Origin of the sequence: Rhodococcus sp. NBC_00294 (genome assembly GCF_036163995.1) — a bacterium.
GTDB lineage: Bacteria > Actinomycetota > Actinomycetes > Mycobacteriales > Mycobacteriaceae > Rhodococcoides.
Window position 1 is genome coordinate 2,193,989 of record NZ_CP108043.1, and the last position, 13,634, is coordinate 2,207,622.

Here is a 13,634-nt window from a genome sequence, read left to right on the forward strand (position 1 = left end):
ACGCCACCGGGAGAAGTACCCGAACGGCTCCTCGGCAAACGCGGAACCACGGTGCGCGGCGGTCGCCCGCAGTAGTCTTCGGAATCGTGAAAGCACTCCGCAGATTCACCGTCCGCGCGCAGCTCCCGGCCCGACTCTCCGGACTCGCCGAACTGTCCGTCAACCTGCGATGGTCGTGGCATCCGCCGACCCTGGAGCTGTTCGAGAGCATCGATCCGGACCTGTGGGTCAGTGGTGACCGCGATCCGGTGCGCATCCTCGGCGAGGTGCGCTCGTCCCGCCTCGAGGACCTGGCGAACGACGACGCGTTCGTCCAGCGCGTGGATGATCTCGTCGCCGATCTGCACCTCTACCTGGCGCAACCCCGATGGTTCCAGCAGCAGGTCGACTCCGGTGCGGATCTGCCGGTGGGCATCGCGTACTTCTCGATGGAGTTCGGCGTCTCCGAGGTGCTGCCCAACTACTCCGGTGGTCTCGGCATCCTCGCCGGCGACCACCTCAAGGCCGCGTCCGATCTGGGGTTGCCCCTCATCGGCGTGGGCCTGCTGTACCGCTCCGGGTACTTCCGCCAGTCGCTGACGGCCGACGGCTGGCAGGCCGAGCGGTATCCGTCCCTCGACCCGCAGGGTCTGCCGCTGCGACTGCTCACCGACGAGTCCGATTCCCCGGTGCTCGTCCACGTCGCGATGCCGGGCGACCGCGTGCTGCGCGCGCGTATCTGGATCGCCCAGGTCGGACGCATCCCGCTGCTGCTGCTGGACTCCGACATCGCCGACAACGATCCCGAGCTGCGCGGCGTGACCGATCGTCTCTACGGCGGCGATCAGGACCACCGGGTGAAGCAGGAGATCCTGGCCGGGGTCGGCGGCGTCCGCGCCGTGCGTGCCTACACCGAGTACCACTCGCTTCCCGCGCCCAGCGTCTTCCACATGAACGAGGGCCACGCCGGCTTCCTCGGTCTCGAGCGCATCCGTGAACTGCACGCGGGCGGGCTGGACTTCGATTCCGCGCTCGCCGCGGTGCGAGCGTCCACCGTCTTCACGACGCACACTCCCGTGCCCGCCGGTATCGACCGCTTCCCCGCGGATCTGGTGCGCCTCTACTTCGGAGACGGCACGGCGGAGTCGTCGCTGCTGCCCGGCATCGAGATGGAACGCATCCTCGAACTCGGCCGCGAGAGCGACCCCGCGGTGTTCAACATGGCCCACATGGGGCTGCGGTCGGCGCAGCGCGCGAACGGAGTCTCCAAGCTCCACGGCATCGTCAGTCGCGGCATGTTCGACGAACTCTGGCCCGGATTCGACGCGTCCGACGTCCCCATCGGCTCGGTCACCAACGGCGTGCACGCACCGACGTGGGCGTCGCAGCGGTGGCTCGACCTCGCGGCGCGCACGGTGGGAACCCGCACGATGGAGGAGGCGCAGGGCTGGGAGCAGCTGGCCGAGGTCTCCGCATCGGACCTGTGGGAGACGCGTTCGGCGCTGCGGTCCGATCTGGTCGCGGAAGTGCGCCGCCGCGTGCGCCACTCGGCCCTCGAGCGCGGGTCCACCGACGCCGAACTCGCGTGGACGGACGACGTGTTCGACCCGTCGGTGCTCACGGTCGGATTCGCGCGCCGTGTCCCCACCTACAAGCGACTGACGTTGATGCTGCGGCAACCTGAGCGCCTGCGCGCCATGCTGCTCGATCCGGTCCGCCCGGTACAGCTGGTGGTGGCCGGCAAGTCGCACCCCGCGGACGACGGTGGCAAGGCGCTGATCCAGCAGATCGTGCGATTCGCCGATCAGCACGACGTGCGGCATCGCATCGTCTTCCTGCCCGACTACGACATGTCGATGGCCCGCTACCTCTACTGGGGATGCGACGTCTGGCTCAACAACCCGTTGCGGCCGCTCGAGGCGTGCGGCACCTCGGGCATGAAGTCCGCTCTCAACGGTGGACTGAACCTCTCCATCCGGGACGGATGGTGGGACGAGATGTACGACGGGGAGAACGGCTGGGCCATCCCCACCGCCGACGGCGTCGTCGACGAGAACCGCCGCGACGATCTCGAGGCCGCGGCGCTGTACGAGTTGCTCGAGAAGTCGGTGCTCCCCAAGTTCTACGACCGGGGCGACGACGGGTTGCCGGCGCGCTGGGTCGAGATGGTGCGGCACACCCTCACGGTCACGGGCCCGAAGGTGTTGGCGTCGAGGATGGTTCGCGACTACACGCAGCAGTACTACGGTCCCGCCACCCGGGCGGGTGCGGCGGCGATCTCCGACGACTACGCCGGTGCGAAGGCCATGGCCGACTATCGGCGCCGCGTCGATGCGGCGTGGCCCGCGGTCACGGTGACCGATGTCGAGGCGGACGGGCTGCCGGACACCCCGGTGCTGGGTTCGACACTCACCCTGTCCGCGACGGTGGGGCTCGGCGGACTCGGCCCGTCGGACGTGTCCGTGCAGGCCGTGTTCGGCCACGTCGATCAGGACGAGCAGCTCGGCGACGTCGTGACGGTCCCGATGCTGCACCAGGGATCGGCCGCGGGCGGCGAGCGGTTCCTCGCCGACACGACGCTGCCGCTCTCCGGGTCGGTCGGATACACGGTGCGGGTCCTGCCGCACCATCCGCTGCTCGCGGGAGACGCCGAGCTCGGTCGGGTGGCGGGTCCGTCCCCGATGTAGGTCCCTGCGGGTCCAGGTTCAGGTCTGGGTGGCGGTGAGGCGCGTCAGCGCCTTGCGCACGATCTCCGGGTCCGTCGTCTCCCAGAACGGTGGGAGCGACGCCCGGAGGTAGCCGCCGTATCGCGCCGTGGCCAGTCGGGAGTCGAGCACGGCGACGACGCCCTTGTCGTCGACGCTGCGGAGCAGTCGGCCGACACCCTGGGCCAGCAGTAGCGCCGCGTGGTTCGCGGCGACGGCGAGGAACCCGTTGCCTCCGCGCGACTCGACGGCGCGCTGCCGCGCCACCAGCAGCGGATCGTCGGGTCGCGGGAACGGTATGCGGTCGACGATCACGAGTGTCAGTGACCGACCGGGGACGTCGACGCCCTGCCACAGGGAGAGCGTGCCGAACAGTGACGTGGCCTCGTCCTGCGCGAAGCGCTCGACCAGGGCGCCGGTGGCATCGTCGCCCTGGCACAGCACGGGGGTGTCCAGCCGTTCGCGCATCTCGGCCGCCGCGGCCTTCGCCGCCCGCATCGACGAGAACAGTCCCAGAGTGCGGCCACCCGCGGCGCGCACGAGCCCCGCGATCTCGTCGAGCTGACTCGGCGACGTACCGTCGCGCCCCGGTGCGGTGAGGTGCTTGGCGATGTAGAGGATGCCGGCCCTGCCGTGGTCGAACGGCGATCCGACGTCGAGCGAGTTCCACCGGAACGTGTCCGCGTCGGACGGTGCCTCGGTGCCGGTCGCGAGGGCCGCGTCGACGCGGGTGGGGTTGGCGGCCGGCAGACCCCAGTTGACGGCGAGACCGTCGAACGAGCCGCCCACGGTGAGCGTCGCGGAGGTGAGGACCACGGTCGACTCCGCGAACAGCCGGGTCCGGAGCAGTCCGCCGACGGACAGCGGTGCCACCCGGACCACCCGCTTCACGACGCCGCGGAACTCGTCGACGGCCAACCACACCACGTCCCGCCGCTTCGCGGGATCGCTCTCCTCGTACGTCTCGAGAATGCGCACCGCGGTGTCGTGCACGTCGTCGATGGCGGCGAGAGCCGCGGTCCGCGCGGCCGCCGCGTCGGGGTCCGCGGCGGCGCCGCCCTGCTTGGCCGGCCCGATGGCCGTGCGCACGGCCCACGCGGCGTCGCGGATGCTCGCGATCGTCTGGGACGCGCCGGGGGGCAACTCCTCCCAGCGTCCGCCCTCGAGTTCGTCGAGCAACGCGGCGAAACCCTCTGCAGCGCCGGCCAGTCGGTCGAGAATCTCGTCCTCCACGAGCTTCCCGCAGCGACGCATGGCGGCGCCGACCGCGGTCGCGGACATCTCCGCCGTCGCCGCGGACGTCACCCGGTCCACGAGCTCGTGCGCCTCGTCCACCACGACGACGTCGTGTTCGGGCAGCACCGAGATGCCGGTGATGGCGTCGATGGCGAGCATCGCGTGATTGGTGACCACGACGTCGGCGCGCGCCGCATCCACCCGGGCGAGCTCGGCGAAGCAGTCCTCGCCGTAGGGGCAGCGCGACTTCCCCAGACACTCGCGGGAGGTCACGCTCATCTGCCGCCAGGCCTGATCGGACACGCCCGAGTTCAGCTCGTCGCGGTCACCGGTCTCGGTGTCCGAGGACCACTCGGTGATGCGCTTGACCTCACGGCCGAGCCGCGACACGGCGAAGGCGTCGAACAGCTCCTCCTCCGGGGCGTCGGACGGTGCGCCGTGCAGTTTGTTGAGGCACAGGTAGTTGCCGCGGCCCTTGAGGATCGCGAATGTCGGTTCGTGCGCGAGGGCCGTGGTGAGAGCCTTCGACAGACGCGGCAGGTCGCGGTCGACCAGCTGACGCTGCAGCGCGATGGTCGCCGTGGACACGACGACGGTCTTCCCCGACGTCACGGCGTGCCGCAGCGACGGAACCAGGTAGGCGAGCGACTTGCCGGTGCCGGTGCCCGCCTGCACCGCGAGGTGCTCGCCGGTGTCGATGCTGTGCGCGACGGCCGAGGCCATGGTGAGCTGGGCCGTGCGCTCGGTGCCGCCGAGCGCCGTCACCGCGGTGCTGAGCAGACTCGGAACGGTGGGTAACTCGGACTTCGACTTCGGCGGCACCGTGCGAGGTTACGCCGGTGTGCCGACGCGTCGGGCTCTCGGTCAGCGGTCGGCGTGTACACCCTCGTCGGCGAGTTCGGCGAGAACTGCCGGCACCGTCGTGGGGCTCACCGCGGCGCAATAGTCCAGCAGCACCGTCGTCTCGAAGCCGGCGCGCGCGGCGTCGCGGGCCGTGGCGCGGACGCAGTGATCGGTGGCCAGGCCGACGACGTGGACGGCGTCGATGTTCCGAGCGCGGAGCCACTCCGCGAGGCCTGTGCCGGACTCGTCGGCACCCTCGAAACCGGAGTAGGCCGCGTCGTACTCGCCCTTCGAGAAGACTGCCTCGATCGGGGTGAGGTCGAGATCGGGGTGGAAGTCGCAGCCGGGTGTGCCGACGACGCAGTGCCGCGGCCAGCTGTCGACGTAGTCCGGGGTCTCGGAGAAGTGGGCGCCGGGGTCGATGTGGTGATCACGTGTCGCGACGACGGCGTCGTAGCTCGCGCCGGCGACGAGCGTGCTGACGGCGGCGGCGACTCGCGCCCCGCCCTCGACGGCCAGCGAGCCGCCCTCACAGAAATCGTTCTGGACGTCGACGACGACGAGTGCGGTGGCCACGGTCAGGAGAATACCGTCGGCACGGCCGGATCTCCCTGGGACAGACCGAGTCCCTCCCAGGGCAGTGATCGCAGGCCCTCCGCGACCAGCGTGCGTGCGTCCTCGACCGTGGCGGTGTGCACGATCTCGCCGCCGCGCACCATGGGTACGGACAGCTCCCGCACCGTGTACGGATCGGTCGCGGGCAACGGCGCGCCGGCCTTTGTCACCAGCTCCTCGACGACGGTGCCCGTGCTGCGGGCCAGACGGACGGCGCGCTTGCGTCCACCGCGCGACTCCTTGTGCGAACTGCGCTTGGCCACGGGGATGCCGTCGACCTCGACGAGTTTGTAGACCATGCCGGCGGTCGGTGCGCCCGATCCCGTGACGACGGACGTGCCGACCCCGTAGGTGTCCACGGGCTCGGCCCGCAGCGAGGCGATGGCGTACTCGTCCAGATCGCCCGAGACGACGATGCGGGTGCGCGTGGCGCCGAGGTCGTCGAGCTGCCGACGGACCTGCCGCGCCAGGACACCGAGATCGCCCGAGTCGATGCGCACGCCGCCGAGCTCGGGCCCGGCGACCTCGATGGCCGTCGCGACGCCGGCGGTGATGTCGTACGTGTCCACCAACAGCGTGGTGCCCACACCGAGGGCGGCGATCTGCGAGCGGAACGCCGCGGCCTCGTCCGGCCCGTCGACGCCCGTGTGCAGCAGCGTGAAGGCGTGCGCACTGGTTCCGGCGCCCGGAATGCCGTGGCGGCGGACCGCTTCGAGGTTGGACGTGGCCGCGAAACCGCAGATGTACGCGACGCGCGACGAGGCCACCGCCGCTTCCTCGTGGGCGCGTCGAGAGCCCATCTCGATGAGCGGCCGGCCGTCGGACGCGGAGACCATGCGGGTGGCCGCGGCGGCGATGGCGCTGTCGTGGTTGTAGATCGACAGTGCGAGCGTCTCGAGGATCACGCACTCGGCGAAGGTGCCGCGCACGGACAGGACGGGGGAGCCGGGGAAGAACAGTTCGCCCTCGCGGTAACCGTCGATGTCGCCGCCGAACCGGTAGCTCCGGAGCCAGTCGAGGGTGTCCGCCTCGAGGAACGACAACGACGCGAGTTCGTCCTCGCCGAAGCGGAAGTCGCGGAGAGCGTCGAGGAAGCGGCCCGTGCCCGCGACGACGCCGTACCGCCGCCCGTCGGGAAGCCGCCGGGCGAACACCTCGAAGGTGCAGGCGCGATGCGCCGAACCGTCGCGGAGGGCGGCCGACAGCATGGTCAGCTCGTACTGATCGGTGAACAGCGCAGTGGAGGTCACCACTGCACCCTAGAGCGGTCACCGTGTCACGGGGCGACCGATGTACGCCGTATCCTGGGCGGCATGGCTTCGGATCTCACCGCGACACTTCCGCAGGCCACGCCCGACGAGGCTGTGGAGGTGTCCGAGGACACCGCGACGGACACACCCTGGGTCACCATCGTCTGGGACGACCCGGTCAACCTGATGCACTACGTCACCTACGTCTTCCAGAAGCTGTTCGGCTACAGCAAGGACAAGGCGACGGAGCTGATGATGCAGGTGCACTCGGAAGGCAAGGCGGTCGTCTCGAGCGGGCCCCGCGACAAGATGGAGATCGACGTGCAGAAGCTGCACGCGGCGGGCCTGTGGGCCACCATGCAGCACGACGTCTGACTCTCGAACACTCGTCTCACCCACTCTGGAAGGACCGTCGTCGTGCGCATGTGGACCCGGAAGAACGCGCTGGGCGGCGTCAAGTTCAAGTCGGAGATGGACGGCCGCGAGGTGGCCGTCCTGCGGTCGCTCGTCGAGTCGGTGGTGGGGCTGCTGGAGCGACGGGGCGCCGAGGCGCCGACCGACGACCTGGCCGAGCTCACCGGCATGCGATCCGGCAACACCTCCGCTCCCGAGGACCCCACGCTCGCGCGGTTGCTTCCCGATTTCCACCGGCCCGAGGGCGCAGACACGGCCGAGTCCGACGCGCTCGCCGAGCAGGCCGACCTCAACGGCGCCCTCCGCAGCCTGTACGAGCCGGACATCATCGACATCAAGCGCGCCGCAGGCGCGACCATCCTGTCGACGCTGCCGAACGGCGGCGGCAAGATCGTTCTCACCCGCGAGCAGGCCGACTCCTGGCTGACCGGGCTGAACGACGTCCGGCTGGCCCTCGGCACCACCCTCGGCATCGATGCGGACACCCCCGACCAACTCGAGGAGGACGATCCGCGAGCACCGCACCTGGACGTCTACCACTGGCTCACCTGGATGCAGGACTCGCTGGTCCAGGTACTCATGCCGTGATGCGCGACCTGCTGTCGGACGTCGCCGGACTGACCGTCGGACACCACCACGTGCTGGATCCCGAGGTCACGCTGTCCGAAGAGCACCACGACGGCGTCGGACGCGCGACCGGCTGCACCGTCGTCATGACGGACGCGCCGGTCACCGCGGCCGTCGATGTCCGCGGCGGCGGGCCGGGTACCCGCGAGACCGACCTGCTGGATCCGTCCCACGCCGTGCAGCAGATCGACGCGGTGCTGCTGACAGGCGGTTCCGCCTACGGTCTCGCGGCGGCGGACGGAGTCATGCGCCACCTCGAGGAGCATCGGCGCGGCGTGCGGATGGGCCGAGACGACCGTGTCGTCCCGATCGTGCCGGGCGCCGTGATCTTCGATCTACCGATGGGGGACTGGTCCGTGCGACCGGACGCGGAGTTCGGACGAGCAGCTGCGGCAACCGCGTCCGCCGACTTCGCGCTCGGATGCGTCGGCGCGGGGACGGGCGCACGCGCCGGGCTCCTGAAAGGCGGCGTCGGCAGCGCGTCGACACGGATCGAGACCGGCGCCGCGGCGGGTCTGGTGGTCAGCGCGTTGATGGTCGTCAATCCCGTCGGATCGGTCTTCGACCCCGCGACGGGTGTCCTGTGGAGTGCGGCGTCCGTCCCGGAGGTGGGCCTGCGAACCCCGAGTGCGGACGACGTGCGGGCGGCCGCCGAGCTCGCGCCGAAGGACACCTCCCTCAACACGACCATCGGCGTCGTCGCCACGGACGCGCAGCTCACCGAGTCGGAGTGCCGGCGGGTGGCCGTCGCCGCACACGACGGGCTCGCACGCGCGATCCGACCGGCCCACTCGCCGCTGGACGGCGACACGATCTTCGCCATCGCGACGGGACGGGCGGCCGCCCGCCCCGCCGAGGTGGACATGCCGATGATGATGCCCCATCTGGCCGTGCTCGACGGAGTGTGCGCGGCGGTCGCCCCGGTGGTCGAGCGCGCCATCGCGCGGGCGATCCTCGCCGCGACGGCGGTGGCCGGGGTTCCCGCCTATCGGGACGTGTTCCCGAGTTCCGGCGCGTGAGTCCGACCCGCACTCTCGAGTATCGTCGAAACCGGACATCACCTCTCGCCTCACGATCGGGGACGCCATGACCCTCGGAACCTCCGGCGCTCAGCCGGCCACGCAGCCGCGACGCTCGCGCTGGGCGAGCGCCGCCATGGTGATCGGTGGCTTCGTCGCCGTTCTGTACGTCATCGAGGCGGTGGACGTGGCGTCCGGTCTCGCCCTCGACCGGCACGGCATCGGCCCCCGATCGGTCGACGGTCTCCAAGGCGTCGCCTTCGCCCCTCTGCTTCACCACGGGTGGGACCACCTGTTCGCCAACACCGTTCCGTTGCTGGTGTTGGGATTCGTGCTGATGCTCTCGGGCATCGCGCGCGGTCTGGCCGTCACCGCGGTGGTGTGGATCGTGGGTGGGCTGGGCACCTGGCTGACGGGCGAGACCGCGTCCCTGCACGTCGGCGCCTCGATCATCGTGTTCGGGTGGTTGTCCTACCTCATCGTGCGCGGCGTCTTCGCCCGCGATCTCGGGCAGTTGCTCGTCGGGGTCCTGGTGCTGCTCGTCTACGGCAGCGCGTTGTGGGGGGTGCTCCCGACGCAGGAGGACGTGTCGTGGCAGGGCCACCTGTTCGGCGCACTCGCGGGAGTGCTGGCGGCCTGGATGTTCGCCGGTGCCGCACGCCGGGAACGCGCCGCGCGCACGCTCCCGCCGTCGCCCACACTGCACCGGTGACAGGAGCCGTGCGCACCCTTCGGACATCTCACGACACGGTGTGTCGCCGAACTCTCTCGGACCTCTCACCGCGCGTGGCAGCATGACACCCATGCGTCTCACGGTTCTGGGTTGTTCGGGCAGTGTCTCGGGTCCGGACTCGCCGGCATCGGGATATCTCATCGAGGCGCCCGACACCGCTCCGCTCGTCATGGACTTCGGCCCCGGTGTTCTCGGTGTCCTGCAGAAGTACGTGAACCCCGCCGACGTGCACGTGCTGCTGTCGCACCTGCACGCCGATCACTGCCTCGACGTCCCCGGACTGCTGGTCTGGCGCCGGTACGGCCCCACTGCGGTGGAGGGCCGTGCCGTGGTCCTCGGGCCGTCGGACATGGCGTTCCGTCTGGGCGTGGCGTCCGCGGAGAGCGGTGGCCGGATCGACGACATGTCGGACACCCTCGATCTGCGGTACCTCCGAGACGGTTCCGTGGTGACGTTCGGTGCGCTGACCATCGAGCCGCGACGCGTGTACCACCCGCCGGAGTCCTACGGCATGCGCATCACCACCGAGAGTGGAACCGTCCTGGCTTACACCGGGGACACCGGAATGTGCGACGCGGTGGTCGAACTGTCGACCGGGGCCGACGTGCTCCTGGCCGAGGCGTCGTGGACACACGCCGCGGATCGCCCTCAGGGCGTACACCTCTCGGGTACCGAGGCCGGCCGGCTGGCGGCCATGGCGGAGGTCTCGGAACTGCTGCTCACCCACATCCCGCCGTGGACGTCACGCGAGGACGTCGTCGCGGAGGCGAAGGCCGAGTTCGGTGGTCCGGTGCATGCCGTCTCACCCGGCTACGTCGTCGAGGTCTGACCGCTCGCACGTCCCTCGGGGCGCGGCAGTCCGTCCCCGGGCCGTGTCGGCGACCCGACTAGGGTGGCAGGCGTGTCCACACGTGAAGACGGCAGAGCAGACGACGAACTCCGCACCATCACCATCACCCGCGGTTTCACCTCGCACCCGGCAGGATCGGTGCTGGTCGAGTTCGGCAACACCCGGGTGATGTGCACCGCCAGCGTGGAGGAGGGGGTGCCGCGGTGGCGCAAGGGATCCGGGCTCGGCTGGCTCACCGCCGAGTACGCCATGCTTCCCGGCGCGACGCACACCCGCAACAGCCGCGAATCGGTGAAGGGCAAGGTCAGCGGACGCACGTCCGAGATCAGCCGACTCATCGGGCGCTCGCTGCGGGCCTGCATCGATCTCGCCGCTCTCGGTGAGAACACCATCGCCCTCGACTGCGACGTGCTGCAGGCCGACGGCGGGACGCGCACCGCGGCGATCACGGGTGCCTTCGTGGCACTGTCCGATGCAGTCACCTATCTCGCGGCTCACGGCAAGCTCGCCGATCCGCAGCCCATCTCCTGCGCCATCGCTGCCGTGTCGGTCGGCGTGGTGGACGGCCGCGTCCGGTTGGACCTGCCGTACGAGGAGGACTCCCGCGCCGAGGTGGACATGAACGTCGTGGCCACCGACACCGGAACACTCGTCGAGATCCAGGGCACCGGCGAGGGCGCGACCTTCCCGCGGTCCACCCTCGACGCCATGCTCGACAATGCCCTCGCCGGCTGCGAGCGCATCTTCGCGATCCAGAAGGAGGCTCTCGCGGCCCCTTACCCCGGTGAGCTGCCCGGTGCCTGACGTACGGCTCCTCGTCGCCAGCCGCAACGCGAAGAAGCTCGCCGAACTGCGGCGGGTGCTCGATGCCGCGCAGGTCGGCGGCGTGGAACTGGTGGGGCTCGACGAGGTCGCCGAGTACCCGGAGACTCCCGAGACCGGGGCGACCTTCGAGGAGAACGCTCTGATCAAGGCTCGGGACGGCGCTGCCGCGACCGGGATGCCTTGTGTGGCAGATGATTCGGGGATCGCGATCGACGCACTGAACGGCATGCCCGGAGTGCTGTCGGCGCGATGGTCGGGACAGCACGGCCAGGACGAGGCGAACACCGCGCTGGTGCTGGCGCAACTGGCCGACGTGCCGGACGAGCGGCGCGGTGCGGCGTTCGTCTCCGCCTGCGCGCTGGTGCTGCCGGACGGACGTGAGCACGTGGTCCGCGGCGAGTGGCGGGGGAGTGTGTCGAGAACCCGTGCCGGAAGCGGTGGATTCGGTTACGACCCGATCTTCGTTCCGGACGGTGCCGGGCAGTCCGCTGCCGAGATGACGCCTGCGGAGAAGGACGCGTCGTCCCATCGCGGCGTCGCGCTGCGCCGGTTGCTCCCGGAGATCACCGCGCTCACGCAGTAGGTCGGACGGTGAAGTCCCGCTTCACCTGCTGGGTGCGGCGGTGCTCGATGACGAACGACAGGAACGGCACGGTGCCGGCGAGGAGCGTGCCGATGGTGCGGCCGACGGGCCAGCGCACCTTCACGGCGAGGTCGAGCGTGACGATCAGGTACGCGAAGTAGACCCAGCCGTGCACGATCGCGATCCACCCGGGCAGGTTCTCGACGCCGAAGACGTACTTGGCCACCATCTCCGCGGTCAGCACCAGCAGCCAGACGCCGGTGGCGTAGGCGAGAACGCGATAGCGCAGAAGTGCGGGCTCGATCCGCCGGTCGGTCGGCCGACCCCCGGTGCTTCGAGCGGCGGGACGAGGTTCTGCGGTGCTCACGAAGTGCTCCTGTCGTTCTCGCGGCCGGCGTCCAACTCCGCGAGATAGCTGTTGTACTCCCGCAGTTGACGAGTCTCCTCGTCGTCGGCGGTGTCGTCGGACACGCGGGTCGCCCGAGCTGTCGGGCGCTGCGGGAGGAGATCGGTGGGGATCTCGGTGATCACCGTGGACTCCACCGGTTCGTCCACGGTGTCCTCGAGTTGGACGAACCGTCGGTAGGCGAACACGACGAAGGCGGCGAAGAGGGGCCACTGGAAGGCGTAGCCGAGATTCTGACCCGTGCCGGACGACGATTCGAATCGTTCCCACTGCCAGTACCCGAGCGCCAGGCATCCGCAGGCAGCGACGATGACCAGCACGATGAGTGCTGGTCGGCGCGTCCTCGAGGTGGTGTCCCGGCTCTGATCCACACCACGACGGTACCGGACCGCGCACGGTCAACGACACCGCGTCGTAGGGGTCGTGGTGGGACTCACCTGCTGGTGCGCGAGGGGGGACTTGAACCCCCACGTCCTGAGACACCAGGACCTAAACCTGGCGCGTCTGCCAATTCCGCCACTCGCGCGTGCAGGTGAGTCTAGACGACCTCGGCCGGCACCTCGCGGGTCCGCGGCCTGCGGACGAGCGAACGCTGGTAGCGCCACACCGCGTGCTGCAGCGTCGCGCGGTCGGTGTCGAGGTCACATGCGACCGCGTCCAGGACGGCGTTCCGGTCCTCGACTCCGTCGACGGTCACGGCGAGTGTCACGCGCAGGAAGTCGTCGACCCCGGCGTCGCTCAGCGGTGACGCGACGCCGAGGGCGCCGAGAAAGCACTCCCATGACAGCTCGCCGACACCTGCGACGGAGACGAACGCGTCGTGTTGCGTCTCGGACCCGTCCACGTCCGTCGCCCTGGTCACCCCGACTGCGAGCAGTGCGGCGGCGACGGCCCGCGCGGCGTCGGCCTTGGTCGAGTGATTCCCCGGAACCCGCTGCCGGTTGTCCACGACGTCGGCATCGAGCGTGGTGAGAGCGCGGAGATCGTCCACCGCGCCGCATCGCGAGCGCCGCCACGCGGCGATCACCCGGCGCACTCCCGTGGTGGGACCGCCATACGTCGCTCTCGACGAGAACACGGCGTCGAGGAGAGCGGCCTCGACGTCCCCGGCCCACCCCGGAAACCAGAACGGCCAGGTCTCCCGTGGAATCACCGCGTCGACGGCGGTAGCGGTGGCAGTCTGCGTCGAACGGTCGATGATCGCTGCGATGGTGTCGGTCATGTGAGTCCCCCCGGTCTCGGTGCACGACGTGTGCGATCAGGAAGGTAGACGGACGGTCCGACAGGAACCGCCCGTCCGCTCGTATAACGAATTGGTAACGATGAACACGAGGAATCCCTCAGGTTCCTCGCCCGCGGAAACCGCCCTGGTCTGCAGCGATCGACCCTACTTTCGGGTCAGTTGAGCCGCCGTTTCTGGCCACGATCACGACGTACCCGCGGGTAGCACTAGGACGTCAAACAGAACGTGAGGAATTCCTCATGATTCCGTGTCATCCTTGAGCCCACGAGATGCGAGTGGTCCGTCGATGACGACTGCCCACCGTCT

Annotated in this window: 14 protein-coding genes and 1 tRNA gene; 8 read left to right on the forward strand and 7 right to left on the reverse strand. The window is 70.0% G+C overall.

The window, feature by feature from the left end:
- Window positions 1–86 precede the first annotated feature (86 nt).
- On the forward strand, window positions 87–2,666 hold the full coding sequence (gene glgP / locus OHB23_RS10220) for an alpha-glucan family phosphorylase (RefSeq protein WP_056448942.1): 2,580 nt from the start codon (window positions 87–89) through the stop codon (window positions 2,664–2,666).
- A gap of 18 nt (window positions 2,667–2,684) precedes the next feature.
- Here glgP and OHB23_RS10225 read toward each other — a convergent pair whose 3' ends face one another.
- From OHB23_RS10225 to OHB23_RS10235, 3 genes are read right to left on the reverse strand one after another with little or no spacing between them, the layout of a single operon-like run.
- Window positions 2,685–4,742 carry an ATP-dependent DNA helicase gene (locus tag OHB23_RS10225; RefSeq protein ID WP_328811512.1) on the reverse strand — a complete coding sequence of 686 codons (2,058 nt, stop codon included), beginning with the start codon at window positions 4,740–4,742 and terminating at the stop codon, window positions 2,685–2,687.
- A 42-nt stretch (window positions 4,743–4,784) separates the two neighbouring features.
- Entirely contained in the window at window positions 4,785–5,339 is a 555-nt protein-coding gene (locus OHB23_RS10230) for an isochorismatase family protein (RefSeq protein WP_056448937.1), read from the reverse strand.
- A gap of 2 nt (window positions 5,340–5,341) precedes the next feature.
- Complete coding sequence (locus tag OHB23_RS10235; RefSeq protein WP_308115420.1) at window positions 5,342–6,631, reverse strand: nicotinate phosphoribosyltransferase; 1,290 nt, start codon at window positions 6,629–6,631, stop codon at window positions 5,342–5,344.
- 60 nt (window positions 6,632–6,691) lie between these two features.
- Here OHB23_RS10235 and clpS point away from each other — a divergent pair, with 60 nt between their 5' ends.
- The 7 genes from clpS (at window position 6,692) to rdgB (ending at window position 11,679) form a co-directional block, all read left to right on the forward strand.
- On the forward strand, window positions 6,692–7,003 hold the full coding sequence (gene clpS / locus OHB23_RS10240; protein WP_027505488.1) for an ATP-dependent Clp protease adapter ClpS: 312 nt from the start codon (window positions 6,692–6,694) through the stop codon (window positions 7,001–7,003).
- Window positions 7,004–7,045: 42 nt separating this feature from the next.
- Window positions 7,046–7,630, forward strand: coding sequence for an oxidative stress transcriptional regulator AosR (gene aosR, locus OHB23_RS10245; protein WP_056448931.1), 585 nt, complete (start codon window positions 7,046–7,048; stop codon window positions 7,628–7,630).
- Window positions 7,630–8,688, forward strand: a complete 1,059-nt coding sequence (locus tag OHB23_RS10250; RefSeq protein ID WP_328811513.1) for a P1 family peptidase — start codon at window positions 7,630–7,632, stop codon at window positions 8,686–8,688. The genes aosR and OHB23_RS10250 overlap by 1 nt, the downstream gene beginning before the upstream one ends.
- Window positions 8,689–8,755: 67 nt before the next feature.
- Window positions 8,756–9,400 (forward strand): rhomboid family intramembrane serine protease, encoded by a 645-nt coding sequence (locus OHB23_RS10255; protein WP_204868616.1) that lies wholly within the window; start codon window positions 8,756–8,758, stop codon window positions 9,398–9,400.
- 91 nt (window positions 9,401–9,491) lie between these two features.
- Window positions 9,492–10,250, forward strand: coding sequence for a cyclic nucleotide-degrading phosphodiesterase (locus tag OHB23_RS10260; protein WP_328811514.1), 759 nt, complete (start codon window positions 9,492–9,494; stop codon window positions 10,248–10,250).
- Window positions 10,251–10,322: 72 nt separating this feature from the next.
- Window positions 10,323–11,075, forward strand: coding sequence for a ribonuclease PH (rph, locus tag OHB23_RS10265; RefSeq protein WP_027505493.1), 753 nt, complete (start codon window positions 10,323–10,325; stop codon window positions 11,073–11,075).
- The gene (rdgB, locus tag OHB23_RS10270) at window positions 11,068–11,679 is read left to right on the forward strand and encodes an RdgB/HAM1 family non-canonical purine NTP pyrophosphatase (protein WP_308115815.1); all 612 of its coding nucleotides are present in this window, start codon (window positions 11,068–11,070) and stop codon (window positions 11,677–11,679) included. Before rph ends, rdgB begins: the two co-directional genes overlap by 8 nt.
- Here rdgB and OHB23_RS10275 read toward each other — a convergent pair.
- From OHB23_RS10275 to OHB23_RS10290, 4 genes are all read right to left on the reverse strand, one after another.
- Window positions 11,669–11,983: a DUF3817 domain-containing protein gene (locus OHB23_RS10275; protein ID WP_373428373.1), complete on the reverse strand. Its 315-nt coding sequence runs from the start codon at window positions 11,981–11,983 to the stop codon at window positions 11,669–11,671. The two genes, rdgB and OHB23_RS10275, sit on opposite strands and share 11 nt — an antisense overlap.
- Before the next feature lie 59 nt (window positions 11,984–12,042).
- Window positions 12,043–12,456 (reverse strand): transcriptional regulator, encoded by a 414-nt coding sequence (locus OHB23_RS10280; protein ID WP_204868612.1) that lies wholly within the window; start codon window positions 12,454–12,456, stop codon window positions 12,043–12,045.
- A 70-nt stretch (window positions 12,457–12,526) separates the two neighbouring features.
- Window positions 12,527–12,611: transfer RNA gene (locus tag OHB23_RS10285), tRNA-Leu, on the reverse strand.
- A 12-nt stretch (window positions 12,612–12,623) separates the two neighbouring features.
- Complete coding sequence (locus OHB23_RS10290) at window positions 12,624–13,307, reverse strand: hypothetical protein (protein ID WP_328811515.1); 684 nt, start codon at window positions 13,305–13,307, stop codon at window positions 12,624–12,626.
- Window positions 13,308–13,634 lie beyond the last annotated feature (327 nt).

Excerpts from the sequence above, each read along its gene's own strand:
- clpS (WP_027505488.1), top strand. The coding sequence starts at position 6,692 with ATGGCTTCGGATCTCACCGCGACACTTCCGCAGGCCACGCCCGACGAG.
- OHB23_RS10250 (WP_328811513.1), top strand. The coding sequence starts at position 7,630 with ATGCGCGACCTGCTGTCGGACGTCGCCGGACTGACCGTCGGACACCAC.
- OHB23_RS10255 (WP_204868616.1), top strand. The coding sequence starts at position 8,756 with ATGACCCTCGGAACCTCCGGCGCTCAGCCGGCCACGCAGCCGCGACGC.
- OHB23_RS10260 (WP_328811514.1), top strand. The coding sequence starts at position 9,492 with ATGCGTCTCACGGTTCTGGGTTGTTCGGGCAGTGTCTCGGGTCCGGAC.
- OHB23_RS10290 (WP_328811515.1), bottom strand. The coding sequence starts at position 13,307 with ATGACCGACACCATCGCAGCGATCATCGACCGTTCGACGCAGACTGCC.